The following is a 26,342-nucleotide window of genomic DNA, read 5'->3' as shown; positions in this document are numbered from 1 at the left end:
GTTGATATGAAGCCGACGTCCATCGTGGGCGTGACGGCGAACGCGCAACCCGAGGCAGTCACGGAAGCGATCGTTGCGGGAATGACGCTGTGTCTGGTCAAGCCGCTCGGGCTCGGTATGTTGCGGCACGCGCTGAGGCTTGCCGCGCGGGATGCGAGGGCGTAGGGTATCGACAGCGCCGAGGATTGTCGCTGTAAGCGATCTCTCGCTTGCTGTAAACGCCGCCTCGCGCTTCGAGCGCGCGTCGGACGTTCCATTCATGCACGTTTCGACCGCGGCGATCGGCGCCGAGAGGCGCTCCGTAAAGACCCTTGCCTATGGTCCCACGCACAACTTCCCTTCGAGTATTGTCGCTCGCCACGCCGTCTTGCCCGCACGCAGCGCGCCGGACTTGTATCCTGGGCATCTGAACGGCGCAGACTACGACCACGCCGTAACTGCACCGGAGCCCGTCGATTGCTCGGTCGCCGAGTTGGACGATTTCAACCGCGCCCCTGTGAAATCCACCCCGGGGTCACCAGCAGTCCCATGCTTCGACGCGGACCAACTCAACGGCTTCGGCGATCAGGCGGCTGCGCTGGTCGACGCGCTGAAATCGGCAAACCGGCAAGATCTCGACAAGGCGCGACAAGCTTTTGCATCGTGGGATTTCCATCGTTTGCTTGCACTCGTGCATGATGTTGCCGGCTATGACACTGCGGCGATCCGCACCGCCTACGCTTATTTCCATGACGAAGCGACCGCACTCGATACGGCGCTGGAGCAGCACCCGACCTGAGCGCGTCATGTGCGCTTCGTATCGAACGATGTGCGATCGACGTCGATCCAGACCGGCCATCCGGGCTTTATGATTAATCTCCGATGCGGTTCTCCGAAGCTGCATGTGTTTTAATTACCCCCTCCTCTCGCTCCGACACTTGGCCGTTACGTTTCTGGCGCGGCCCGATCGCCGAATGAATAGAAGGTATCTTCCGCATCACTGTCACCGCCGCTCTCACTGGCGTGTTGCCACCGCGTGGTTGCTGCTTGCGCTTGCGGCAGGCAATGCGCCGGTTCACGCACAAAAACCCGAGCTGCTCGACCCGCGTGTGACCCAGTCGACTATCGTGGACACGATCTGCCGGCCGGGTTATGCCGACGATGTCCTGCCGCCTTTCGACACCTTGCAGCGCCAGAAGGAGCAACTGCTGAAGCAGCGCCGTGTGACCCCGGAAGACGCTTCGGATTACGCGCTGGATCACCGGATGCCGATCCTGCTCGGCGGTTCTCCGACCGCCGCGGCGAATCTGGACATTCGCCGCTGGGATGGACGTGCGGGGCAGCGCCGCAAGGAACGGCTGGCGGTGTTTCTGAAGCGCTGCGTGTGTACCGGCGACATGCCGCTGGCCGCGGCGCAGGCGGCGATGGCGGGAGATTGGCCGAATCGTTTTCGGAATCTGTCGAGTCCTACGTGTAGCGGATCGTGAAGAGGGGGTGCTCACTACCAGTGATAAAGAGAACAGCTAAGACAGGCCGGCCACGAAACTCAAAAGCAGCAACCCGGCATCGACCAGACCACGGCCCACCCAACCGCAGCCAGTAAACAGTTTCTTGCCATTGGCTAAATGACGCCGCCGGGTGACGCGCTCCAAGACACCCCACTTCATGACGCAGCGGTATCTGCGGCAAGTTGTCACACAGCGGGCAGCGCTTCGCCATCAAGCAAATGACTCACGACGCGGTCCCCCAACGCCGGCCCGATGCTCATGCCCACGCCGCTATGCATGTACACACCGGTCACGTTTGGCCCAGCCCGCAGCACGGAAAACGGCGCCCCTGAAGTCCCGGTGCGTGCGCCATACACCCCCTGCCAACGTTCGATGACCCGTAACGCACTACCGAGCGTATCCTCGGCAAGACCAAGCAGGATCTCATCGATGGCATGCGCATTGAACGGCGACGGATCGTCACCGTAGTCATGCGAGTCGCCGACAATCAGACCGCCGTCAGGCGTCGGGCTCGCCAGCAAATGAATGCCATGCTCGAGCAGCGCAGGCTCCCGCGCAGCCACTTCCGCATGCAGCGCGGCGGCTTCGGGAAGATCCGAGAACGCGCCGTAATGCAGGCAGCTCAGACCGGTCAGCACGGCGTGATCGAGCGCAAAAGGCGTGGCCGGCCGCACGCGCAGCATCTGCAACCGGCACACGCGCGGTTCCAACGCAGCGAGCTGCGGCGCGAGCAGAGACAGATAATCGTGTCCCGCGCACACCACCACATGCTCCGCGCGCCACGCACCGGCAGTCGTCTCGATCAGACCGCCATCGACATCCCGCACAAGCGTCCCGAAGCGAAAATCCACGTTAAACGCACGCCGCAAATAGTCGATGAGCGCCGGCACCGCCTCCCGTGAAAACACCTGCAGGTCGGCGCGTCCATGCAGCGCCGCGCGATGTTTCTGGAAGCGGCCATCGTAAAGATCGTCGAGAGCCGCGCGTGAAAGCAACGCGGCGTCGTAGCCCGACGCCTCGGCACGCGTTGCCGCGAACGACTCCATCACCCGCGCCTCGGCCTCGCTGCGGGCGAACATCAGCGAGCCGGAACGCCGTACATGCAAAGCCGCGCCGGCTGCCCAGCCGAGCCATATTTCCCGCGATGCCTGCGCGAGCGCATGCATCGCGCCCGGCGCCTGGCCGGTCACCAGCACCATGCCGAAGTTGCGGATCGACGCGCCGACGGGCGTGCCGCTGCGCTCGAATACGGTCACGCGCAAGCCGCGTTTGGCGAACGCATAGGCATGCGCCAGCCCGAGAATGCCCGCACCGATAATCGCGACATCGGTATGAAGAGGAGTGTGTGTCGTTGTCATGGTCATCCGTTTAGCGGCCTGTCACGTACTACGCCTGTCACGTACTACAATACGCGCGGTCCGGTGTTTATCCGTTCGCTCAATCATTCATTGCCGGCATGCCCGGCCGCACTCGATGCTCGCCGAACAACGTCATCAATACATCCTGTCGGAGTTGTCGAAGAACGGCGCGTTGTCGGTCGCCGAACTGGTACGCGCGCTCGACGTGTCGCGCGAGACAATCCGGCGCGACCTCAACGCACTCGCCGAACGCGGCCTGATCGCGACCACCCACGGCGGTGCGTTGTCCAACGATCGCCGGGAACCGGACCTCGACGTGCGCGAAGCGGCGAACGCCGTGGCCAAGCGCGCGATCGGCGAGCGTGCCGCGCAACTCGTACCCGACGGCGCGTCGGTGATCATCGACTCGGGCAGCACGACGCAAGCTGTCGCGCGTGCACTCGGCGACCGGCACCGGTTGATGGTCTACACCAACGACTGGCGCATCGCACTGCTGCTCGGCCGCCACAACGACAACAAGGTCACGCTGTTCGGCGGCGAGCTCTCGGACAACGAAGACGCCGTGTTCGGCCTCGATACCGTGCAGCAACTCTCGCAATATCACGTGGACTTCGCCTTCGTCGGCGCCGGCGCGATCACGCCGGACGGGTTCCTGACCGACTACTCGCGCCTGGCTGCCGAGGTGCGCAGCCGCATGATCCTGGCGGCGAGCGCGGCGGTTATAGTCGCGGACAACTCGAAGTTCGGCAACGTCACGCCCGTGCGTATCCGCGACTTCGATAAAGCGCGTTACCTGATTACCGAAGTCGCGCCCGACAAGGCGATGCGCCGCGCCATCGCCGCACGCGGCCCGGAGCTGGTGATCGCCTGAGTGCCGGTTCGCCATGCTGCCGTCACGCTGCAAGACGCACTTGCAGCGTACTTAGCGCCCGCGCGATTGCAGCTACCGCGTTATGCATCTCATTGGCATCGATTGCCCCGATGCAGCCCACGCGGAACGTCTCCACTTCCGTCAGCTTGCCCGGATAGAGCACATAACCCGCATCGCGGACGGCTTCATAAAAGCGCTTGAAATCGTAGGCGGGATCGCGTGGTGCATGGAACGTGACGATCACCGGCGCCTGCACCTCAGCATCGAGAAATGGCCTGAAACCAAGCGACGCCATGCCTTCGATCAACGCCGCGCAATTGCCGCGATAACGCGCGCCGCGCGCCGGCTGCCCCCCTTCCGCGATGAACTGATCGAGTGCCGCGCGCAACGCGGCGACCACATGCGTAGGCGGCGTGAAGCGCCATTGCGTAGTCTTCACCATGTAGGCGTATTGATCGTACAGATCGAGCGCGAGCGATCGCGAGATGCCCGCCGATGCTTCCAGTAATGCACGTCGCACGATCACGAATCCCATCCCCGGCACGCCCTCGAGACACTTGCCGCTGGCGGAAATCACTGCATCGATACCCCCCTTCGATACATCGATAGGCAGTGCGCCGAACGAACTCATCGCGTCGACGATCAGGCTTTTGCCATGCCTGGAGCATAGCGCCGCAATGTCGTCGAGCGGGTTCAGCAAACCCGCGCTCGTTTCCAGATGCACCTGCGCCACGTGCGTGATGCGCGGCTCGCGTCGAAACATCTCTTCGATCCGCGCGACGCTGGCCGGCTCGTCATCGCGGAACTTGAGCTCGACCGAGGCCACACCCAGCCGCTCCAGGATTTTCAGTAAGCGTGTGCAGTACGCGCCATTGTTCGGCACCAGCACCACGGCATCGCGCGGCACGAGCGAACCAAGCGCGGCTTCCACGGAAAACGTGCCGCTGCCTTGCATGGGTACGCACACAAAATCCTTTTGACCGGACACGATCGCAAGCAGATCGCGGCAGATCTCGCTTGTCATCCGGTTGAAAGCCGCGTCCCAGGATCCCCAGTCGCGCAGCATGGCCTGACGCGTGGCAGGCGATGTCGTCAGCGGGCCAGGGGTCAGCAAAATCGGGTCACTTCCGTTGATCACGTTTTCCTCCATCCGAATTCTGTAAGTGCTGCTGCGACGTTTGCATCGTTTTGCAGACATGAAATAGTCTAAGCGGAATTTTGGCGAAATGTGTTTTTTGTTGGAAAAATGTGGCATCGTCATGTCGCTGTCATGAAGTTCTGTGATTCTTCGTTCGGGCTGCTGGCAGACTGAATTTTCTGAACGCCGCGCCAATGAATCATCGGACGCATCGGACGCAGCCGATGCTTAAAAAAACGTGCGTCTACCCTCACGCCACCTGGTTGTATCCGCCTTCCCGGAGATCTAGCACCATGACAAAAAGTCGCTTTCCCGCTTCCCGTTTCCTCGCGCAGCGCATGTTGCCGGCGCTGGCCGTGGCCGCTTTCACGAGTGCGGTGACCGTGCCTGCAGTTGCTGCCGATGCGGTTGTCCTGTACACCGCCGACGGTCTGGAAAACCTGTACAAGGACGTATTGCCGGCCTTCGAAAAGAAGGAAGGCGTGAAGGTCAATATCGTCACGGCGGGTAGCGGGGAAGTGGTGAATCGCGCGACGGTAGAGAAGGATTCGCCGAAGGCGGACGTGATCGTCACGCTGCCGCCGTTCATTCAGCAGGCGTCGCAAAGCGGCTTGCTGCAGCCGTATGAGAGCGTCAACTACAAGAACGTGCCGGCCATCGCCAAAGCGCCGGACGGCGCCTGGGCGACCTTCGTGAACAACTATTTCTCGTTCGCGATCAACCCCGAAATCACGAAGACCGCTCCGAAGACCTTCGGCGACCTGCTGCACCCCGACTTCAGCGGCAAAGTTGCCTATTCGAATCCCGCCACCGCCGGCGACGGCATGGCCGTGATCATCCTGACAAGCGCGCTGATGGGCGAAGACAAGGCGTTCGACTACCTGAAAGAGCTGGAAAAGAGCGCAAAATTCCACACCAAGGGCACCGGGTATCTCGACGTCCTGCTCTCGCGCAACGAGATCGCGTTCGCCAACGGCGACCTGCAGATGGACCTGGACGACGCTACCAACGGCGGCCTCTCGCTCAAGCCGATCTTCCTCTCGGCCAAGGCTGGCGAAGCACCGACCACGTTCCAGTTGCCCTACGCAATCGGCCTGATCAAGGGCGGCCCGAACCAGGACGAAGGCAAGAAGCTGGTGGACTACCTGATGTCGAAGGAAGTGCAGTCGAAGGTACCGGATATCTACGGCATTCCGGGCCGTACCGACGTACCGCTCGCGGGTAAGAACGGCGAGGTGGTCAAGCAGGCCATCTCGGGCGTGAAGCTGATTCCGGTGGACTGGAACCGGGTGATGGAGAAGAAGGCTGCATGGACCGCGCGCTGGAAAAACGACGTGATCGGCAACTCGGGCAAGCAGGTCGATGTCGTCAAGCCGAAGTCCTAAGCATTTATTTGCCTTAGCCTTCGAGCCCGCGTTGTCCTCCTCAAGCTTTCAAGGATGCGAACCGTGAACACTTTGACGCTGGCTCCGGCCACTCACGACGCCGCTGCCGTGGAATCGAATCAGCAGACGCCCGGCGGCGTGCGCATCGACCGGCTGAGCGTGCGTTTCGGCACACGCACCGTGCTCGACGATCTGTCGCTGACTATCGAGCGTGGGGAGCTGCTGACCGTGCTTGGCCGCAGCGGTTGTGGCAAGACCACGTTGCTGCGGTTTATCGCGGGCTTCATTGAGGCGGACGGGCTGGCGGGGACGTTGACGGTGGCCGGGCGTGATCTCACGCACGTGCCGCCATTCAAGCGCAATCTCGGCTTGCTGTTTCAAAGTTATGCGCTGTTTCCGCATCTGTCGGTGTTCGACAACGTCGCGTTCGGGTTGCGGGCTCGGCGGTTGAAAGCAGGGGAGATCGCCAGGCGCGTAGCCGATGCACTCAAGCTCGTGCAACTCGGCGACTCCGGGCACGTGATGCCCGCGCAGTTGTCGGGCGGCATGCAGCAGCGCGTGGCGTTGGCGCGGGCGCTGGTGATCGAGCCGGATGTGCTGTTGCTGGACGAGCCGCTGTCCGCACTCGATGCCAACCTTCGCGCTTCGGTTCGTACCGAACTCAAGGCCTTGCATGAACGTTTGCCGAACCTGACAATCGTGTGCGTCACGCACGATCAGGACGACGCGCTGGTGCTCTCCGACCGTACGTTGCTGATGCGCGATGGCCGCATTGCGCAACTCGGCACACCGCGCGAACTCTATGACAACCCGAAGGACGCGTTCGTCGCACGTTATCTCGGCGCTGCGAATCTATTACCGCCTTCCATCATGTTCCCCATCGGCGATGCGCGTCACGACGAGCGCGACCGGGTCGCATGCGTGCGTCCCGAGTGTCTCTCGATTGTGCCGCTCGGCGCGGCGCAGCTGCATGGCACTATTGCTTCGGTGGAGTGGTACGGCGCGGCTTTGTCTGTATCGGTGATGCTCGACGCGCTACCCGATCAACCCGTGCTGGTCACTATGCAACGTGCCCACGGCCCGATGCCCGAGAAGGGCGCGCGTGTTTCCCTACGCCATGAGGTTGACGATGTCGTCCTTATCAGTGAGTGAACACGTAGTCGACGACGTTGCGCATACCGCTGCGAAGCGGCGGCGCGAACGGCTCGCACAGTGGCATTTGTGGTTCATTCTCGTTGTCGTGCTCGGGCCCCTGGTCATCTATCCGCTGGTGCAGCTCCTGACGCTGAGCGTGACTGGTGCACACGGTTTAAGCCTTCATCCGTACATCGCGTTCTTCACCAATCCCGAGACAAGCGGTGTAATCGGCACGACGCTCGGCATCCTGTTTGCGAGCGCGACACTCGCGTCAGTACTTGGCGTGCTGCTCGCGTCCATGCTGTTTTTCAAGCCGTTCCCCGGTGCGAAACTCGTTACGCGTTTCCTTGAGTTGTTCGTCGCGTTTCCGTCGTTTCTCGTCGCGTTCACATTAATCTTTTTGTATGGCTCGCAGGGTTCAGTGAGCATCGGCTTGCAGCGGCTTTTTAATCTGTCGGACCCGCCGCTTAACTTTTTATTCGGTATCGGTGGCGTGATTCTCGCGGAAGTCGTGTTCTATGCGCCGTTCGTCGTGCGGCCGACACTCGCGTCGTTCGCCACGCTCGACATGCGCCTGATCGAAGCTGCCAAGAGCCTCGGCGCCAATGGTCCGATGGTCGCGTTCAAGGTCATCCTGCCGCTCGCGTGGCCGGGCATTGCAGCGGGCACCATCCTGTGTTTCCTTCTCACGCTCAATGAGTTCGGCATTCTGCTGGTGCTCGGCAGCGCGCATCTGATCACCTTGCCGATGGCCATCTATAGTTCGGCGACAGTCGATCTCGACTTGCAGACCGCGGCTGCCGGCGCTGTCGTGATGCTGGCAATGTCGCTCTCGCTGTACGCGCTGTACAGACGAGTCAACCGACACACGGGAGGCCGCAATGGCAACTGATTTCACGTTGCCCGTGACCACGTCGAAGCCGCATTCGCTGAAGCGGATCGGTGCGTGGGTGTTCATGGGTTTTGCCGCGTTGCTGTGCTTCTGGCTCTTCGTGCTGCCGGTGATCGTGGTGGCGCTCTCGAGCGTCGCGTCGCACTGGTCAGGGACTATCTTCCCCGATGGCTTCAGCATGCGCTGGTTCGAACGCCTCGGTTCCAGCGACTTCGACGCATTGACCACGAGCCTGGAAGTCGGCTTCGGCGTTGCAGTGCTGGGCACGGTGCTCGGCCTCTGGCTTGCGCTGGCGCTGGAAGGTCGCGACCGCCGCGGCGTGGGCGCGTGGGTCGACACCATCGCGATGATGCCCAACGGCGTGCCAAGCGTCGTGCTCGGGCTGTCCGTGCTGATCGCGTACCATAAGAAACCGCTGGATATTTCCGGGTCGGCGGCAATCGTGGTGCTGGTACAGCTCGCGCTCGTGCTGCCCTTTTGTTACCGGTGCGCCGCCGCCGCGTTGCGCCCCGAACTCACGATCTTGCGCGAAGCCGCTGCAAGTCTCGGCGCACCGCCCTCGATGGTGCTCTCGCGCGTGGTCTTGCCGCAACTCGTGCCCGCCATCCGCGCAAGTCTTGCGCTGGGATTCGCCTTATCGCTGGGCGAACTGGGCGCGACGTTGACCGTCTATCCACCGGGTTTTGCCACCGTGCCGATTGTCGTGGTCGGTCAGGTGAACCGTGGTTATTACTTGCCGGCGTCGGCGCTTTCGCTGATCTTGCTGGCCGTCTCGCTCGCTGCACTGCTCCTCATCGCGGCGAAAGTACCACGGCGGCGAATGGCCTGATTCAGGGGGGGGGTTGCCGGAATCCCGTTTTCCGGGATTCCGCCTTGCGCCGATAAATGTGGCAAATATTGGCGTTGTGCATCAAAATATGGAAATCGCGTTGTTAGATAAAACGCTGGTTCATCACGGAAAGGAACCTCATGTCCACGTCCACCGAAACGTTCATGGAAGTTAACGGCCGCCCTTATGGTTCGGCGCGCGCGCTGACGGTCGTCGTCTGCGTCGACGGCTGCGAATACGACTACCTGGAAGCTGCTGTCGCGGCGGGGGTTGCGCCGTTTATCGGCACGATGCTGCGGGGCGGCTCGGCGTTTCGCGCCGACTGCGTGATTCCGTCGTTCACCAACCCGAACAACTTGTCCATCGTGACTGGCGTGCCGCCTTCGGTGCACGGCATTTGCGGCAACTATTTCTTCGACCCGCAAGCGAACGGGGGCAAGGGCGCGGAAGTCATGATGAACGACCCGGCCTACCTGCGCGCCGGCACAATCCTGGCGGCGGCCGCGCAGCGCGGCGAAAAGGTAGCGGTGGTCACGGCGAAGGACAAGCTGCGCCGTTTGCTCGGCTGGCAACTCGACGGCATCTGTTTCTCGGCAGAGAAAGCGGACGCGGTGACGCTCGCGGAGAACGGTATTGAAGACGTGCTGGAGCTGGTCGGCAAACCGGTGCCGGACGTGTATAGCGCGGGACTGTCCGAGTTCGTGTTCGCGGCCGGGGTACGACTCGCCGAGACCCGCAAGCTCGACCTCATGTACCTCTCGACCACCGACTACGTGCAGCACAAATGCGCGCCCGGCACGGACGGCGCGAACGCGTTCTACGCGATGATGGACGGTTACCTCGCGCGCCTGAACGAACTTGGCGCGGTGATCGGTCTGACGGCCGACCACGGCATGAACGCGAAGCACGACGCCGCGACCGGCGAGCCGAACGTGGTGTATCTGCAAGACTGGCTCGATGAAACGCTCGACGCGCCGAACGCGCGCGTGATCTTGCCGATTACCGATCCGTACGTTGTGCATCACGGCGCACTGGGCTCGTTCGCAACAATCTACCTGCCGCCTTCCGTCGATGCAAAAGCGCTGGCGGCACGCATTGCCGAACTGCCGGGCGTGGAGATCGTGCTCGACAACGCGGCCGCCTGCGAGCGCTTCGAGTTGCCGAACGATCGCGTAGGCGACCTGGTGGTGGTGAGCGGGCGCAACACGGCGCTCGGCACCCGGCGCGCAGAGCATGACCTGTCGGGATTGACCGTGCCGCTGCGCTCGCATGGCGGCGTGTCCGAGCAGGAAGTGCCCTTGCTGTTCAATCGCGTGACCGATGGTTTCGAGTCAAAGTTAGATGGAAAACGGCTGCGCAACTTCGATGTCTTCAACATCGCGCTGAACCATCTGGTGCTCGAATCATGAGCGCCGTTCTCGCGGTCGAGCAGCACCCGCTGCGGGAGGAGAAGCTGCGCCTGAAAGGCGAGCGTGTGGCGCGTGCACGCACTATCGACGTTTTCGATCCTTACACGAACACTCGCGTAGGCACCGTGCCGATGGCAAGCGTGGACGACGTGCGCGACGCGTTTGAATATGCGGCGAATTACCGGGCGACGCTCACGCGTTATGAACGCTCGCAGATTCTCGAGCGCGCGGGGGCGTTGCTGCGCGAGCGGACGGAGGAAGCGTCGGATCTTATTTCGCTTGAATCGGGTTTGTCGAAGCAGGACTCGCGCTATGAAATTGGCCGCGTAGCCGACGTGCTCAAGTTCGCTTCGATGGAAGCGTTGCGCGACGACGGCCAGAGCTTTTCCTGCGATCTCACTCCGCATGGCAAAGCTCGCCGTGTGTTCTCCCAGCGCGAACCGCTGACCGGCGTGATCGTCGCCATCACGCCGTTCAATCATCCGATGAATCAGGTCGCGCACAAGATTGCGCCGGCTATCGCGACGAATAATCGCGTGATCCTGAAGCCGTCGGAGAAGGTGCCGTTATCGGCTTATTACTTCGCCGACGTACTCTACGAAGCCGGTTTGCCGGCACCCATGTTGCAGGTTTTGACCGGCGATCCGCGCGAGATCGCCGAGGAACTCGTCACCCACCGGCACGCCGAACTCGTCACTTTTACCGGTGGCGTGGCGATCGGCAAGGCGATTGCAGAGAAGGCGGGGTACCGGCGCGTGGTGCTTGAGTTGGGCGGCAACGACCCGCTGATCGTGCTCGACGACGCCGATGTGGAGCGCGCGGCAACACTTGCCGTGCAAGGCTCATACAAGAATTCCGGGCAACGCTGCACGGCGGTCAAGCGGATGCTGGTGCAAAAGGGCGTCGCTGCGCGTTTCACGGAGCTCGTGGTGGAAAAAACGCTCGCATGGCGTCATGGCGACCCGTTCGATCCAGCGAACCAGATGGGTACCGTGATCGACGCGGCTGCCGCCGAACTGTTCGAGGCACGCGTGAACGATGCGGTGTCCAAAGGCGCGCGGCTGCTCTGCGGTAATCACCGCCACGGAGCGCTGTATTCGCCCACGGTGCTCGATCGAGTCGATCCAGCCATGACGCTGGTGCGCGAGGAAACGTTCGGGCCGGTTTCTCCGATCATCGAATTCGACACTATCGACGACGCCATTCGTATCAGCAATGGCACGGTATTCGGCTTGTCGTCCGGCGTATGTACAGATAGGGCGGACCTGATTACGCGCTTCGTGAACGAGTTGCGCGTGGGTACGGTCAATATTTGGGAAGTGCCGGGTTACCGCATCGAGCTGACGCCCTTCGGCGGCATCAAGGACTCGGGGCTCGGTTACAAGGAAGGCGTGCAGGAAGCGATGAAAAGCTTTACGAGCCTCAAGACCTTTTCGCTGCCCTGGGAATAAATATGGCGCTGACACTCACCGACATCCGGCATCTCTTCGATACTTACGGCGCTATTGCTTACAGCGGCGAACCGGTTACGCAACTGCAACACGCCTTGCAGACGGCGGCATTGGCCGAGGAAGCCGGCGCTGACGAAACGCTTGTCGGCGCGGCCCTCTTGCACGATCTGGGACACTTGCTGAATCTCCAGGGTGAGACGCCGAGCGAGCGGGGTATCGACGACCTGCACCAGTATTTCGCGCTGCCTTTCCTGCGTCCGCTTTTCAGCGATGCCGTGCTCGAGCCGATCCGCCTGCACGTGGACGCGAAGCGCTGTTTATGCGCCGTCGACGCCGCTTATTTCTCGACACTATCCGCGGATTCGGTCCGCAGCCTGAAATTGCAGGGCGGCATTTTTAGCACGGAGGAAGCGGATGATTTCATGCGCAAACCCTTCGCGCAGGATGCGCTTTCATTGCGCCGCTGGGACGATCTCGCCAAGTGTCCGGAGCGGGTTACGCCCTCGCTGGACCACTATATTCAGCTAATCGAAAGGCTCTCGGAAAGCCATCGGACGGTGTCGTAAACAGTCTTTGAAACGGAATACCATCAGGAAACCGAACTAATAAAATGCCCGACCCAGAGCGCGGCCGGACTTTTTCCGATGACGGAAATGCGACAAAAGGGCGGGCCGCCGGCGGATGTCGCGCCGATTCCACGGCTGCCTGGGGTCATTACCAAAAAAATAAAAATAGCGTAACCTGCCTATTCCCCCGGCCCCGTCCCGCTTGACAGAACGCGACTTGCAACTGGCGCGTTGTGCAGCGATGCATTTCTGGAGAGTTCGATGACATCCGTCGACCTGGAGTTCGAACAGCTCAACAGCACCGTCGATGCGCTCAGGCGCTCCATTTCCAACCGTCTCATGTACGGAGTCGGCAAGGATGCCGTGACCGCGCAGCCGCGCGACTGGCTCCATGCCGCGGAACTCGCGGTGCGCGACCGGCTCGTCGCGCGCTGGATGAAAACCACGCGTCAGCAGTACGAGCAGGATGTAAAGCGCGTCTATTACTTGTCGATGGAATTCCTGATCGGCAGGACGTTTACCAACGCACTGCTTGCACTCGGCATTCACGACGAAGTCCGCGACGCGCTCGCCGGCCTTGGCATAGATTTGAATACGCTCGAGAATCTGGAGCCGGATGCGGCGCTTGGCAACGGGGGCCTTGGCCGCCTTGCAGCGTGTTTCCTCGACTCCATGGCGACCGTCGGCATTCCCGGTTTTGGCTACGGCATCCGCTATGAATACGGCATGTTCCGGCAGACCATCGTGGACGGCAATCAGGTCGAAACGCCCGATTACTGGCTGCGCGCGGGCAATCCGTGGGAGTTTCCCCGCCCCGAGGTGAACTATGTGATTCATTTTGGCGGGAGCACGGTACGTCACGGCGACCGGACTGAATGGATCGATACGGAACACGTGAACGCCATGGCGTACGACACGGTGATCCCCGGTTTTGCCACGACCGCGACCAATACGCTGCGGCTCTGGTCGGCGCGCGCGACCGACGAATTTGACCTGTCCGCATTCAACCAGGGCGATTATCGCCGCTCGGTGGAAGCGAAGAACACCTCGGAACACGTATCGCGCCTGCTGTACCCCGACGACTCCACGCAAGCCGGCCGCGAACTGCGTTTGCGCCAGGAATACTTCTTCGTTTCCGCGACGATGCAGGATCTGATTCGCCGCTATCAGCGCACGCACACGCATTTCGGGCGGCTGGCGGAGAAGGTGGCGGTGCATCTGAACGACACCCATCCGGTGCTCGCCATCCCTGAACTCATGCGTTTGCTGGTCGATACGCATCATCTGCCCTGGGACAAGGCGTGGAAGCTCGTGCAGCAGATGTTCTCGTACACGAACCACACGCTGATGCCCGAGGCGCTGGAAACGTGGGACGTGGAAATGCTGTCGCGGCTGTTGCCGCGCCACCTTGAAATCATCTTCGACATCAACGCGGATTTCCTCAAGCAGGTGGGTGAGAAGTTCGGCCGTGACGTCGATCTGATTCGCCGTATTTCGCTTGTGGACGAGTATGGTCAGCGGCGTGTGCGCATGGCGCATCTGGCGATTGTTGCAAGCCACACCGTGAATGGCGTGTCGAAGCTGCATTCGCAGTTGATGACGCAAAACATCTTCGCCGATTTCGCGCGCATGTACCCGGATCGCTTCACGAATGTGACGAACGGCATTACACCGCGCCGCTGGTTGTCGCAGGCGAGTCCGAAGTTGTCTTCGCTCATCGATGAACGGCTTGGGCCGCGTTGGCGTACCGACTTGTTCGAGCTGGGGCGCTTGCGTGAATGGCGCGACGATCCTGAGTTCAGCAAAGCTTTCCACGACGCAAAGTTTGCCAGCAAGGTGCGGCTTGCCGCGCGTGCGAAGCTGGAGACGGGGGCGATCATCGACCCGAATGCGCTGTTCGATTTGCAGGTCAAGCGTATTCACGAATACAAGCGCCAGTTGCTCAACATCCTGCATGTGATCGTGCGTTATAACCGGATTCGCGAGGCGCCGGAGAAGGCGTGGACACCGCGCGTGGTGATGTTCGCCGGCAAGGCGGCGTCGGCTTACAAGATGGCCAAGACGATCATCAAGCTGATTAACGACGTGGCGGAGAAGGTCAACAACGACCCGTTGATTGGCGACCGGCTAAAGGTCGGTTTCATTCCGAACTATGGTGTGAGCGTGGCCGAGCTGATCATTCCGGCAGCGGATTTATCGCAGCAGATTTCCATGGCGGGTACCGAAGCGTCGGGCACGGGCAATATGAAGCTTGCGTTGAACGGGGCGTTGACGATTGGCACGCTGGACGGTGCGAACATTGAGATCTGCGATGCGGTTGGCCGCGAGAACATGTTTATCTTCGGGCACTCGACTGAGGAGATTGATGCGCTGCGTGCGACTGGATACAGGCCGCGTCGTATCTACGAGGAGAATCCCGAACTGAAGCTGGCGCTTGACCAGATCCGGCTTGGGCATTTTTCGCCGGACCAGCCGCATCGGTTCTACGACATCTTCCATACGCTGGTGGATTGGGGCGACCATTACATGGTGCTGGCCGACTTTGAGAGTTTCGACAAAGCTCAGGCCGACGTCGATGCGAAGTTCCTCGATAAGGAAGCGTGGACGCGCAGTGCGATCGAAAACGTCGCGGGGATGGGGATTTTTTCTTCAGACCGGACGATTGCGGAATATGCCAAGCATATTTGGCATGTGGAGCCTCTGTCAGTGACGTCCTGAGCCTGCTACGCTCGCGCCGGTGGACGGGTTTCTGAGGTCAGCCGGCGCGACCGAACCCCCAAACGGCGCGAACGAAACCAAACTAGCGCCGCAGCGTAAACGTGGTTGCGTGCCCCAAAGTCGCCTGCTCAAACCGGGAAGTGACCACCCCAATCACATCGCTCAACGACCGCGACGGCACCTCAACATGCAACGTGACGCATTCATGCCGGCGATCCGTTGCCACCACCTGCATACGCGCTTCATCGCCCAGCGCCTTCTGCAAAACGCGGCGCGGCCCGCTGGAGTCAAGCCCCGGCAGGATGAGATCGAACGCAACTACCGTGTGAAGTTTTCGTGTGGCCCGCACGTACGGCTTGGCCACTGAAAGAGAAGAGGATCGGACCGGGGAAGCAACGCTTGCCTGAAGCATCGGATAATGCACCGTCTCGCGACGGGCGGTGGTGGGAACAACGCCACTTTAGCGAGCAGCGTATTAACATCGGGCATGGATCTTTGCCGTCCCCGTAAAGAAAGCGTTAAACAGACGTCGGCGCGGCCGGAATGGCCTCCCGCACCAGTTTCGCGACACGTTGCGCAAACTCCTCGTCCTTCGTCGTGAACACTTCACGCTCGCCCTCCGGCGTCGTCACGTACATTCTGTAAATTACGTCCTGCGTAATCCAGGACAAATATCCCACCACGGCAATCATCACGCCGAGCAGCAACGCCGGCCCCGAGCCGAGAATTCCACCCGCTACCGCCACGATCAGGCCGATCACCCCCAGCGCAATAGGCAAGGGCTTCTGCTTTGGCACCATCACCACCGTCGCGCCGCGCAGATCGCGCAACGGAAACAACTGCCCCGACGCACTCAAGCCGGCGCGGGCAAACGTGATACCTCGTTCGTTAAAAGGGAGATCCTGTTGCATGGTTCGAAGTCGTGTCGGCGGAAAGAAAGGCGCAGATTAACAGACACGCACGGCCCGCCGCATCCCACAGATCGTCGCACCGGACCCGAACCCGGGCGGACAACCCGAAGCGACCCGTTACATTTCGATACTTTTTTGTGCGCGGCTGCTGTCGATTTGCACCTGCGTCAAGCGTCTACCTGCTGAAGCCACCCCAACCGAAGACATCGATGAAATTCTTGTGCCTCATTTTCTTTGACGAGCGCGTGCTCGACGATCTGTCGAAACGGCAGTACGACGCACTGGTCGACGAATCCCTGGCGTACGACGAGCGCCTGCGCGAGAGCCGTCATTTCATCACTTCCCAGGCGCTGCAGTCCGCCAAGGAGGCAGTCACGCTACGGGTTCGCGGCGAGGAGGTCTCGATCACGGACGGCCCGTTCGCCGAGACCAAGGAGCAGGTGGGCGGTTTCATCCTGATCGAGGCACGCGACCTGAACGAAGCCATGCGCGTGGCGTCCGGATTTCCCGGCGCGCGGCTAGGCGGCGTGGAAGTGCGTCCGGTCAAGGAGTTGCGGGCGTCGTGGTCGGACGCATGAGTTGCACAACCTGAAAGGAGCAAACGATGCAAACGCTATTGAAAGACAGTCACGCGTTCAGCGGTTTTGCGGTGAAGGATCTCGTCGAAGCGAAGGCGTTTTACACGGAGACCCTCGGCCTCGAAGTGACGAGCGAGGCCATGGGAATTCTCAAGCTGCATCTGGCGGGCGGTAACAACGTGCTGGTCTATCCGAAGGCCAACCATGTGCCCGCGACATTCACGGTGCTGAACTTCCCGGTCGACAGCGTGGACCAGACCGTCGACGCACTGAGCGCACGCGGCGTGCGTTTTGAACACTACGACGCGCCGCTTCCGAAGACAGACGCAAAAGGGATTTGCCGCGATCCCCGCGGCCCGGCGATCGCCTGGTTCAAGGACCCGGCAGGCAATATTTTCTCCGTGCTCGAAGAGCGATAAAGGCACTAGTTAAGTTCAAGCCTCCATCGTCGATTCGCTGGACACCAGCCGCAATTCGTCGGCAATGATTGCTATCAGCGCTTCCGCCGCCGCGCTCAACGGGCGTCGCGGATGACTGATGCGAACGATATGGCGCACGATCCGCGGCGCAAGAATGGGATAGGCGCGCAGCGTGCCGAGCCGCACCGCGCGCTCGACCACGATGCGCGGAAGGATCGTCGCAAAGCGCGTGCTTTCCACCAGCTTGACGATCGTGCTCAGCACGTCGATCTCGAAGCGAGGCGCAAGCAGTACGTCTTCGTGCTGGGCGGCGGTATCGAGCACACCACGCAAACCATGGCGTTTGGTCGGCAACACCAGTTCGAGCTCAGGAAGCTGCGCAAGCTCGATGGCGTGCGGCAAGTCGGGACCATGCACGGCGCTGGTGACCAGCACCATCTCTTCATCGAGCAAGGGCTGCGAGTCGAGCGACAGACGCGTGCGCGGTTTGTTGATCAGCGCGGCGTCGAGCTGCCCGCCCGAGACCCAATCTATGAACGTCGCGCTGTAACCGTCGGACACGGTCACTTCCACATGCGGATAGCGGGAGTGAAAACGCGACAGCGAGTCCGCCAGCACACTCTCCGTCACGGAAGCAATCAACCCTATCGACACATGCCCGGTCACCACTTCGTCGCGCTGCACCAGTTGCTGGCGCGCGTGCGCGAGGTCGCGCATGATCGGCAGGAACAGGCGGTACATCAGGCGTCCGGCCGCAGTCGGCGCCATGCCATGCGCCCCGCGCTCGAATAGCTGCTGATGCAGTTCGTCCTCGAGCTTGGCGACCTGCATGCTCAGCGCCGGCTGCACAATGTTCAGCCGCTTCGCCGCCCGCGTGACGGAGCCGTCCTCGAACAGCGCGATGAAATACTGAATCTGCTTCAGGTCCATGTCGGCGGCCCATCAATAAGTCTAATGAAGGAGCAATTATTTATCAGATGTGGGATTCGCGTGTCGGACGTCCAGCCCCTATGCCAGTGATATCCCACTAACGGAATGCTTACATCGGGGCAAACACGGATATCACGTGCGCTGATCGAAAACATCAAAAAACAGTATTAGAAGTTATATCGCGTTGTCGCTACGCTTCATTTCACAAATGATGGAGACGCAGATGAACCAACGTGACGCCGCGACGAACGGCACCGCATCCGCCGCGCCAACCGCGCCAACCTTACCCGCCAGGCAGTCTTTCGACGCGTTGTCGCTGCGTGGCTGGCTCGCGCACCTGTCGGCAACGGGACGCCTCGCGACAATAGCCAAGCCAGTCGCGCTGAAACACGAACTCGCGGCGGTGGCGAAGCGGCTCGACGGCAAGCAGGCGGCGGTGTTCCTCGCTCCCGGCGGCCACGACATGCCGGTAGTCAGCGGTTTCATATCGAGGCGCGCCTGGATCGCGGAAGCAATGGGCGTGGCCGAGAACGACCTGCTGCAACGTTTCCGCGATGCAGCGGATCATCCACTGCCGTGGAAGGAAGTTTCCGCAGGGGAAGCGGCCTGCCAGCAAGTCTTGCATACCACCGGCATCGACCTTCACGCGTTGCTGCCGATCCCCACGCATAGCGAGCACGACAACGGCCCGTACATTACCGCGGGTCTCGTGATCGCGCGCAATCCGCGCACCGGCGTGCAGAACGTGTCGATCAACCGTATTCAGGTCCACGCCCGTGATCGCATGGCGATCCTGCTGCTGCCGCGCCATCTCTACGCGTTCCAGAAGATGGCCGAAGCCGCGGGCGACGCACTCGATATCGCGGTAGCGATCGGCGTCGATCCGCTGACCATGCTAGCTTCCCAAGCCATTTCCCCGATCGATTTCGACGAACTGGAAATTGCCGGCGCACTGCACGGCGCGCCGTTGCCGGTCGTCAAATGCGTGACCAGCGATGTTCGCGTGCCGGCGTTTGCGGAGATCGTGATTGAAGGCCGCATCCTGCCGGACGTGCGCGAAGCGGAAGGTCCGTTCGGTGAATTTCCGAAGTACTACAGCGCGCAGGAAGCGCGAGAAGTGATCGAGGTGGCTGCTGTCACGCACCGGAAGAACCCGATTTATCACACCATCGTGCCGGCCGAAATGGAGCACTTGCTGCTCGGTGCGATTCCGCGCGAGGCGACGCTTTTATCGCATCTTCAGCGCAGTCATCCAGGCGTGACCGACGTGCATCTTTCGGTGGGCGGCGTGTGCCGTTATCACTTGTGGGTGCAGTTCGCGAAGAAGCGCGAGGGCGAGGCGAAGAACGTGATCCTGTGCGCGTTCGGCGCGCATTACGACATCAAGCAGGTCGTGGTGGTGGACACCGACGTGGACATCCATGATCCCGCCGAAATCGAATGGGCGATCGCGACGCGTTTCCAGGCCGACCGCGATCTCGTGCTGATAGAAGGCGCACAGGGTTCGCCGCTGGACCCGTCGACAACGGTTTGTCATCCTGACGATGCGCCGCCGCATCTTCAGGGCATCAGCACGAAGATGGGCCTCGATGCCACGCGGCCGGTGGTCTATTCGGGTCATGTGTTTACCCGCGTGCGGATTCCGGGCTACGAGGCAGTCGACCTCGACGCGCTCGTCGCCGCCGACAACGCGGCCTTCGACACGTACCTGAGCGATCAGTAATGAGCGCCGATACAAAGCCGCGTTTGGTCGTCGGCATTTCGGGTGCGAGCGGCGCTGTCATCGGCGTGCGGCTGCTTGCTGCGCTGCGCCGTATTGGTACGCACGAGACGCATTTGATCGTGTCGGCGTCGGGTGCTGTGACGGCGGCGCAGGAGCTTGGGATCACGCGCAACGATCTCGAAACGCTCGCCGATGTCGTGCATAACGTGCGCGACGTCGGGGCGTCGATTGCCAGCGGTTCATTCGTCACGAGCGGCATGGTCATTGCTCCCTGCTCCATGAAAACGCTGGCTGCTGTAGCGAACGGGTTCGCCGACAACCTGCTCACGCGCGCTGCCGACGTGATGCTGAAAGAGCGCCGCCGGCTGGTGCTGGTGGCGCGCGAAACGCCGCTCAATCTCGCGCACTTGCGCAACATGACGCTCGCGACCGAGATGGGCGCGATCGTGATGCCCCCGGTGCCGGCGTTCTATGCGCATCCGAAGACGATTGAAGACGTCGTCGACCATACCGTCGGCCGGATTCTCGATCTGTTCAGCATCGAGCACCGCGAAATAGCCCGGCGGTGGAACGGTCTTGCCGAGGAATTCGGCACGCGACGCAACGAAGGAGCTGACGAATGAATCAGCGCGAACAGACCGGTCTTGCCGGTATCGACGCGCGCGCATCTGAAGCGGTCGAACCGGCACGCGAGGTGTCGCAGAAGCGCTATGTCGGCCAGTCGCTGGAACGCCTCGAAGATCCAGCCATCCTGACTGGACGCGGCCGCTACGGCGACGACATCGCCGTGAAGCCGGGCACGCTGCACGCAGCCGTCCTGCGCTCGCCGCACGCTCATGCCGAACTGGTCTCCATCGATACAACCGCCGCGCTTGCGAATGAAGGCGTGCGTGCGGTGTTGACGCGTGATGACCTTGCTGCGTGGTCGCGGCCGTTCGTGGTTGGTGTGAAGTCGAAGATGGAGCAGTGGGCGTTGGCGACCGATCGCGTGCGCTACGTTGGCGAACCGGTCGCGGTGGTGATGGCCGAGTCGCGCGCGCTGGCCGAAGACGCGCTCGACCTGATCAAGGTGGAATACAAGACACTCGACCCGGTTACGTCGATACAAGGCGCACTCAAGGACGATGGGCCTGTCCTGCATCCGAACGTGCAGAGCAACGTGATCAGTGATCGCTGTTTTCGTTATGGCGAGCCCGAAGCGGCGTTCGAAAACGCACCTCACAGGGTGAAGATCGAGGCGCATTATCCGCGCAATACGTGTGCGCCGATCGAATGCGGCGTGGTCGTGGCCGAGTATCTTTCCGGCGACGAAGGTTACGACGTCACATCGAACTTCATGGGACCGTTTTCTCTGCACGCGGTGATGGCTCTCGCGCTGAACGTGCCGGCCAACCGTCTTCGTCATAAAGCGCCACGCGATTCCGGCGGGAGCTTCGGCGTGAAGCAGGCTGTGTTCCCGTACGTCGTGCTGATGTGCCTGGCCTCGCGCAAGGCGAACGCGCCGGTGAAATACGTGGAAGACCGGCTCGAACATCTGAGCGCGGCGACCTCCGCCACGGCGCGTCTGACCACGCTCGAAGCGGCGGTGGAAAACGACGGTCGGATCACCGCGCTCAACTACGACCAGATCGAGGACTGCGGCGGTTATCTGCGTGCACCGGAGCCTGCCACGTTTTATCGCATGCACGGCTGTTTAACGGGCGCGTATGCCATTCCCGGACTTCTGGTGCGGAACAGGGTTGTCCTGACCAACAAGACGCCCACGGGGCTCGTGCGCGGTTTTGGCGGGCCGCAGGTTTACTTCGCGCTCGAACGCCTGATGCAACGCATTGCGATCGAGTTGAACCTGGACGTGCTGGACGTTTATAGACGCAACTTCGTTCCCGCCAATGCTTTCCCGTATCGTGCGGCGGCAGGCGCGTTGCTGGACTCGGGCAACTATCAGGAAGCGTTGAAACGTTCGCTCGCCGAGGGCGGTTACGACGAACTGAAAGCCCGTCGCGATGCCGCGCGCACGGAAGGCCGCTTGTACGGCATCGGCTTCGCGGCGATCGTGGAGCCGTCGGTATCGAACATGGGTTACATCACGACTGTGATGCCCGCCGAAGCACGCAAGAAAGCCGGCCCGAAGAGCGGCGCGATAGCGAGCGCGACGGTCAGCGTCGATCTGCTTGGCGGCGTGGTCGTGACAGTTGCGTCGACGCCGGCGGGGCAGGGCCACATGACCGTGTGCGCGCAAGTGGTGGCGGATGTGCTCGGGCTCGCGCCGCACGAGGTCGTGGTGAACGTGGAGTTCGATACGCACAAGGACGCTTGGTCAGTGGCAGCGGGCAATTATTCAAGCCGCTTTGCCGGCGCGGTCGCGGGCACGGTGCATCTTGCGGCCATGCGGGTGCGGGATAAACTGGCACGCATTGTTTCAACGCAACTGGCGTGCAAGCCGGACGATATCCGTTTCGAAGACGGGCGCATCTACAAAGCAGGCGACGAAACCAGCGCAATGCCCTTCGGCCGCGTCGCAAGCAACGCTCCGCATTGGGCGCCTGCGTTGCTGCCCGACGGTGAAGAGCCGGGGCTGCGCGAGACCGTGTTCTGGACGCCGGAAAACATGGATGCGCCCGATGAGCAGGACCGCATCAATACATCGGCGGCTTATGGTTTTGCATTCGACATGTGTGGCGTGGAAGTGGATCGCGCAACGGGGCGCGTGCGCATCGACCGCTATGTGACCGCGCACGATGCCGGCACGCTGCTGAACCCCGCACTCGCCGACGGCCAGATTCGCGGCGCGTTCGCGCAGGGGCTCGGCGCGGCGCTGATGGAAGAGTTTCGTTATGGTGCCGACGGCAGTTTCCAGTCCGGCACGCTTGCCGATTACCTGATGCCGACCACGTGCGAAGTGCCCGATCCGGTGATCATTCACCTGGAGACGCCTTCGCCGTTCACGCCGCTCGGCGCCAAGGGTTTGGGCGAAGGTAACAACATGAGCACGCCGCCATGCGTGGCGAATGCGGTGGCCGATGCGCTTGGCGTCGACGACATTCGTTTGCCGCTGACGCCTTCGAAGGTGCTAGGGTTGATCGGTATCGACGACCCGGAACCTTCGCGGCCCGAGTTCCGCGAGACGCAACATAAGAAGCCAGTGCTGTCCGGCGCCAAGGCGCTGACCGCGCAAGGCAGCGTGGATCTCGCTGCATCGCCCGAAGCGATCTTCGCGGTGCTGCTCGATCCGAGCGCGCTCGCCAAGGTGATTCCCGGCTGTCACGCGCTTGAAGCGAAGGGCGAGAACGGGTATCGCGCGGATGTGACCGTGGGCGTTGGCATGATCAAGGCGCGTTTCGAAGCGGAGATCACGCTGTCCGATCTCGATCCGCCGCATCGGCTGCGTCTGGCCGGCGCTGGCATGTCGTCGCTTGGCAGCGCGCGTGGCAATGGTCTCGTGGAATTGACGCGTATCGATACCGGTACGCGGCTCACCTACGACTACGAGGCGCAGGTCTCGGGCAAGGTCGCAGCCGTGGGCGGACGGATGCTCGAGGGCGCGGCGAAGGTCGTGCTGCGGCAATTGTTTGAATCACTGGGACGGCAGGCTGCGGGCAAGCCCGTGAGAACCGGTGCTTCGTGGCTCGGCCGACTCGTTGCTCGTTTCAGGGGGAAGTCATGAAACCGGCGCCATTCGATTATCTGCGCGCCGCCTCCACGCAAGACGCGCTCGAGGCCCTCGCGCAAACCGGCGAAGACGCGCGGGTCCTCGCGGGCGGCCAGTCGCTGATGGCCGTACTGAACATGCGGCTTGCGCAGCCGCGGTTGCTGATCGATATCTCGCGGACCGATGACCTCGATCGCGTGAGTGTTGACCACGATCATCTCGTGGTGAGCGCGGCCGCCACGCAAGGCAGCGTGGAATGGCGCGCGTCGCTGCAAAACGAAGTGCCATTGCTCGCGCTCGCGTTCCCGCATATCTCGCATTTTCAGATCCGCAATCGTGGCACCGTATGCGGTTCGATCGCACATGCCGATCCGAGCGCGGAGTTGCCGCTGGTGCTTTCGGTTCTGGGCGGCGATGTGATGTTGCGCTCGAGGAAACGCAAGCGCGTGCTCAAGGCCGAGGACTTTTCCCAGGGCATGTTGATGACCGCGCGCGAGCCCGATGAACTGGTCGAAGGCGTGCGGTTTCCGTTGAAACGGGCTGGCGAGCGATACGGCTTTACCGAATTCTCGGCACGCCACGGCGACTTCGCGATGGTCGCGTGCGCCACCGTGGTCACCGATACGTCGATCAGGATCGCGGTCGGCGGCGTGGCGGACCGGCCGGTGGTCGAGCAATGGCCAAGGCTGCACGGCGATGACTTGCGCGGCGCACTGAACGACTTGAGCTGGAAGCTGAACGCGCAGGACGACTCGCATGTCAGCGCAACGTATAGACGCCATCTGGTGCGGCAACTCGGATGGCGCGTAATAGAGGAGGCGAAGTGAGCAAGACATCATCCACCACGCTGGACCGGAGCGAGCGCCGGCGCATTACCTTGACGCTCAATGGACGGGAGCGCACGGGTTACTGCGAGTCGCGCGACCTGCTGTCCGACTTCGTGCGCCACGAACTGGGCGCGACCGGAACGCACGTGGGTTGCGAGCATGGCGTGTGCGGCGCGTGCACAGTGCACGTGGACGGCGTGGCGGCTCGGTCGTGCCTGATGCTGGCCGTGCAGGTGGAAGGGCGCCGTGTGGACACGGTTGAAGGACTCGCGCCGGACCAGACGCTCGGCGATCTGCAGCGGGCGTTCCAGCGACATCATGCATTGCAGTGCGGCTTCTGTACGGCGGGCATTCTGATGTCGTGCGCGGACTACCTTAAGCGGGTGCCGGACCCGACGGAAACACAAGTTCGCGAGATGCTGTCGGGCCATCTGTGCCGATGTACGGGCTACACGCCGATCGTCGCGGCGGTACTGGATGTAGCGGCGCGGCGTAGAAAGGAGTCCGAACATGCTTGATCTCGGTCGCACCTTTTTGCAAAGCGTTGAACGAAGCCCCAACACCCTCGCTCTCGTCGATGGCGACGTGCGGCTGACTTATGCACAGTGGCACAGAACCATCATGAATGTGGCCGTTGGCTTGCGAGAGCTGGGTTTCGAGCGCGGCGACCGCTTGCTTGTGGTGTTGCAAAACCGCTGGGAAATGGCGACGCTGCATTGGGCTTGCCAGTTCGCGGGCATCGTCATGACGCCGTTGAACTGGCGCGCGAAGCCAGAGGAACTTGACTATTGCGTGACCGATGCGGGCGCGAAGGCGGTAGTGTTCGAACCGGTTTCCGCGGACGCCGTGTACGCAAGCGCCGCGGCGCAGAAGCTGCCGCGTATCGCACTGGACGATGCACGCGGCACGACTTCATTCGATGCGTTATTGAGCGGGCATGCGGCAAGCGACACAACGGAAGCCACCGCCGACGATCTCTCGCTGATCCTGTATACCTCCGGCACAACGGGCAAAGCGAAGGGCGTGCCGCGCAGGCATCGGCATGAGCGCGCTGCTGCGCTCGCGCACGTTGCGCAGAACCTGTATCGCCACGGCGAGCGCACGCTGGGTGTGATGCCGCTCTATCACACCATGGGCGTGCGCTCGCTGCTCGCCATGGCGCTGGTCGACGGCTTGTTCGTGTGTGTGCGGCGCTGGAACGCGGCTCAGGCGCTCGAATCGATTTCGTCGTTCGAACTCACGTGCCTCTATCTCGTGCCCACGCTCTATCACGACCTGCTGGCCGCGCCCGGCTTTGCAGACGCAAAGATAGCCTCGGTCACGAAGCTCGGCTTCGCAGGCGCACCCATGAGCGACGGTTTGCTGAAACGCCTGTCGGCCGCATTCAAACCTGAACTGTTCGTGAACCACTATGGATCGTCCGAGGTGTACACGTTCAGCATCGACCAGGACGCTACACGCAAACCCGGCAGTGCGGGACGCGCGGGTATCAACACGCGGCTGCGCGCAGTGAAGCTGGACGCAACCTCGCCGACCGATCTCGCGGCCGTGCACGAGGAAGGCCAGATCATTGCGGACCTGCTGGGCGACGAAGCATTCGAAGGTTACTGGAATCGTCCCGATGCAAACGCGAAGTCGTTGCGTGACGGCTGGTACTTCACCGGCGACACCGGTTTCTTCGACCAGGACGGCGACCTCTTCGTGAGCGGCCGGGTGGACGACATGATTATCAGCGGCGGCGAAAACATCTCGCCGGTCGACATTGAATCCGTGCTGTCGCTGCACCCCGCAGTCGACGAAGTGGCAGTGGCGGGCGTGAAAGACGAACGCTGGGGCCAACGCGTAGTGGCGTTCATCAAGCGCCGCGAATACGTCGATGCCAGCGCACTCGACGCCTGGTGCCGCGAGTCGGACCTAGTGAATTTCAAGCGGCCGCGCGACTACGTTTTTGTCGAGGACATTCCGAAGTCGCCGGTCGGAAAAATCTTGCGACGCAAGCTATCCGTCGGCGAATACGAGATCGACACCACGAACAACCCTACCGAAACAACGAAGGAGTAACCG

General features: G+C 61.9%; 24 protein-coding genes. 19 read left to right on the top strand and 5 right to left on the bottom strand.

Going from position 1 to position 26,342, the window contains the following annotated elements; translation table 11 throughout:
* The first annotated feature begins 259 nt into the window (after positions 1 to 259).
* Both EOS_RS12610 and EOS_RS12605 read left to right on the top strand, forming a co-directional pair.
* A complete protein-coding gene (locus tag EOS_RS12610) occupies positions 260 to 778 on the top strand; it encodes a hypothetical protein (protein WP_047846981.1) in 519 nt (172 codons plus the stop codon).
* Between the two features lie 175 nt (positions 779 to 953).
* Positions 954 to 1,466: a hypothetical protein gene (locus EOS_RS12605; RefSeq protein WP_235442792.1), complete on the top strand. Its 513-nt coding sequence runs from the start codon at positions 954 to 956 to the stop codon at positions 1,464 to 1,466.
* Positions 1,467 to 1,672: 206 nt separating this feature from the next.
* Here the strand turns inward: EOS_RS12605 and EOS_RS12600 are convergent, their stop codons facing one another.
* Entirely contained in the window at positions 1,673 to 2,851 is a 1,179-nt protein-coding gene (locus tag EOS_RS12600; protein WP_200908637.1) for a TIGR03364 family FAD-dependent oxidoreductase, read from the bottom strand.
* Positions 2,852 to 2,960: 109 nt separating this feature from the next.
* Here EOS_RS12600 and EOS_RS12595 point away from each other — a divergent pair, with 109 nt between their 5' ends.
* Positions 2,961 to 3,716, top strand: coding sequence for a DeoR/GlpR family DNA-binding transcription regulator (locus tag EOS_RS12595; protein WP_047846980.1), 756 nt, complete (start codon positions 2,961 to 2,963; stop codon positions 3,714 to 3,716).
* A 22-nt stretch (positions 3,717 to 3,738) separates the two neighbouring features.
* Here EOS_RS12595 and EOS_RS12590 read toward each other — a convergent pair whose 3' ends face one another.
* The gene (locus tag EOS_RS12590; RefSeq protein WP_047846979.1) at positions 3,739 to 4,866 is read right to left on the bottom strand and encodes a 2-aminoethylphosphonate--pyruvate transaminase; all 1,128 of its coding nucleotides are present in this window, start codon (positions 4,864 to 4,866) and stop codon (positions 3,739 to 3,741) included.
* 281 nt (positions 4,867 to 5,147) lie between these two features.
* Here EOS_RS12590 and phnS point away from each other — a divergent pair, with 281 nt between their 5' ends.
* From phnS to EOS_RS12550, 8 genes are all read left to right on the top strand, one after another.
* Positions 5,148 to 6,239 (top strand): 2-aminoethylphosphonate ABC transporter substrate-binding protein, encoded by a 1,092-nt coding sequence (gene phnS, locus EOS_RS12585; RefSeq protein WP_047846978.1) that lies wholly within the window; start codon positions 5,148 to 5,150, stop codon positions 6,237 to 6,239.
* Between the two features lie 54 nt (positions 6,240 to 6,293).
* Entirely contained in the window at positions 6,294 to 7,391 is a 1,098-nt protein-coding gene (gene phnT, locus EOS_RS12580) for a 2-aminoethylphosphonate ABC transport system ATP-binding subunit PhnT (protein ID WP_082163323.1), read from the top strand.
* Complete coding sequence (locus EOS_RS12575) at positions 7,369 to 8,268, top strand: 2-aminoethylphosphonate ABC transporter permease subunit (RefSeq protein ID WP_047846977.1); 900 nt, start codon at positions 7,369 to 7,371, stop codon at positions 8,266 to 8,268. Before phnT ends, EOS_RS12575 begins: the two co-directional genes overlap by 23 nt.
* On the top strand, positions 8,258 to 9,097 hold the full coding sequence (phnV, locus tag EOS_RS12570; protein ID WP_047846976.1) for a 2-aminoethylphosphonate ABC transport system, membrane component PhnV: 840 nt from the start codon (positions 8,258 to 8,260) through the stop codon (positions 9,095 to 9,097). Before EOS_RS12575 ends, phnV begins: the two co-directional genes overlap by 11 nt.
* Positions 9,098 to 9,237: 140 nt before the next feature.
* Positions 9,238 to 10,506: a phosphonoacetate hydrolase gene (gene phnA, locus EOS_RS12565; protein ID WP_047846975.1), complete on the top strand. Its 1,269-nt coding sequence runs from the start codon at positions 9,238 to 9,240 to the stop codon at positions 10,504 to 10,506.
* Positions 10,503 to 11,957 carry a phosphonoacetaldehyde dehydrogenase gene (phnY, locus tag EOS_RS12560; RefSeq protein WP_047846974.1) on the top strand — a complete coding sequence of 485 codons (1,455 nt, stop codon included), beginning with the start codon at positions 10,503 to 10,505 and terminating at the stop codon, positions 11,955 to 11,957. The genes phnA and phnY overlap by 4 nt, the downstream gene beginning before the upstream one ends.
* Positions 11,958 to 11,959: 2 nt before the next feature.
* The gene (locus EOS_RS12555; protein WP_047846973.1) at positions 11,960 to 12,523 is read left to right on the top strand and encodes a phosphonate degradation HD-domain oxygenase; all 564 of its coding nucleotides are present in this window, start codon (positions 11,960 to 11,962) and stop codon (positions 12,521 to 12,523) included.
* A 261-nt stretch (positions 12,524 to 12,784) separates the two neighbouring features.
* Positions 12,785 to 15,241, top strand: a complete 2,457-nt coding sequence (locus tag EOS_RS12550; RefSeq protein WP_047846972.1) for a glycogen/starch/alpha-glucan phosphorylase — start codon at positions 12,785 to 12,787, stop codon at positions 15,239 to 15,241.
* An 82-nt stretch (positions 15,242 to 15,323) separates the two neighbouring features.
* Here EOS_RS12550 and EOS_RS12545 read toward each other — a convergent pair whose 3' ends face one another.
* Both EOS_RS12545 and EOS_RS12540 read right to left on the bottom strand, forming a co-directional pair.
* Entirely contained in the window at positions 15,324 to 15,653 is a 330-nt protein-coding gene (locus EOS_RS12545) for a hypothetical protein (protein WP_047846984.1), read from the bottom strand.
* 106 nt (positions 15,654 to 15,759) lie between these two features.
* Entirely contained in the window at positions 15,760 to 16,152 is a 393-nt protein-coding gene (locus tag EOS_RS12540; RefSeq protein WP_047846971.1) for a DUF6232 family protein, read from the bottom strand.
* Between the two features lie 209 nt (positions 16,153 to 16,361).
* Between EOS_RS12540 and EOS_RS12535 the strand changes: the two genes are divergently transcribed.
* Positions 16,362 to 16,730, top strand: a complete 369-nt coding sequence (locus EOS_RS12535) for a YciI family protein (protein ID WP_047846970.1) — start codon at positions 16,362 to 16,364, stop codon at positions 16,728 to 16,730.
* Between the two features lie 26 nt (positions 16,731 to 16,756).
* Positions 16,757 to 17,149, top strand: a complete 393-nt coding sequence (locus EOS_RS12530; RefSeq protein ID WP_047846969.1) for a VOC family protein — start codon at positions 16,757 to 16,759, stop codon at positions 17,147 to 17,149.
* Between the two features lie 15 nt (positions 17,150 to 17,164).
* Here EOS_RS12530 and EOS_RS12525 read toward each other — a convergent pair whose 3' ends face one another.
* Positions 17,165 to 18,079, bottom strand: a complete 915-nt coding sequence (locus tag EOS_RS12525; RefSeq protein ID WP_047846968.1) for a LysR family transcriptional regulator — start codon at positions 18,077 to 18,079, stop codon at positions 17,165 to 17,167.
* 223 nt (positions 18,080 to 18,302) lie between these two features.
* Here EOS_RS12525 and EOS_RS12520 point away from each other — a divergent pair, with 223 nt between their 5' ends.
* Genes EOS_RS12520 through EOS_RS12495 form a run of 6 tightly spaced genes read left to right on the top strand, consistent with a single transcriptional unit; the run spans position 18,303 to position 26,339 of the window.
* Positions 18,303 to 19,802 carry a UbiD family decarboxylase gene (locus EOS_RS12520; protein ID WP_235442790.1) on the top strand — a complete coding sequence of 500 codons (1,500 nt, stop codon included), beginning with the start codon at positions 18,303 to 18,305 and terminating at the stop codon, positions 19,800 to 19,802.
* Complete coding sequence (locus tag EOS_RS12515) at positions 19,802 to 20,425, top strand: UbiX family flavin prenyltransferase (protein WP_047846966.1); 624 nt, start codon at positions 19,802 to 19,804, stop codon at positions 20,423 to 20,425. The genes EOS_RS12520 and EOS_RS12515 overlap by 1 nt, the downstream gene beginning before the upstream one ends.
* Positions 20,422 to 23,466, top strand: a complete 3,045-nt coding sequence (locus EOS_RS12510; protein WP_047846965.1) for a xanthine dehydrogenase family protein molybdopterin-binding subunit — start codon at positions 20,422 to 20,424, stop codon at positions 23,464 to 23,466. Before EOS_RS12515 ends, EOS_RS12510 begins: the two co-directional genes overlap by 4 nt.
* Positions 23,463 to 24,278, top strand: a complete 816-nt coding sequence (locus tag EOS_RS12505; RefSeq protein WP_047846964.1) for an FAD binding domain-containing protein — start codon at positions 23,463 to 23,465, stop codon at positions 24,276 to 24,278. The genes EOS_RS12510 and EOS_RS12505 overlap by 4 nt, the downstream gene beginning before the upstream one ends.
* On the top strand, positions 24,275 to 24,796 hold the full coding sequence (locus EOS_RS12500; RefSeq protein ID WP_047846963.1) for a (2Fe-2S)-binding protein: 522 nt from the start codon (positions 24,275 to 24,277) through the stop codon (positions 24,794 to 24,796). Before EOS_RS12505 ends, EOS_RS12500 begins: the two co-directional genes overlap by 4 nt.
* Positions 24,789 to 26,339, top strand: a complete 1,551-nt coding sequence (locus tag EOS_RS12495) for an AMP-binding protein (protein ID WP_047846962.1) — start codon at positions 24,789 to 24,791, stop codon at positions 26,337 to 26,339. Before EOS_RS12500 ends, EOS_RS12495 begins: the two co-directional genes overlap by 8 nt.
* The last annotated feature ends 3 nt before the right edge of the window (positions 26,340 to 26,342 follow it).

The organism is Caballeronia mineralivorans PML1(12), assembly GCF_001028175.1.
GTDB lineage: Bacteria > Pseudomonadota > Gammaproteobacteria > Burkholderiales > Burkholderiaceae > Caballeronia > Caballeronia mineralivorans.
This window is presented reverse-complemented; position numbering and strand designations above follow the sequence as displayed.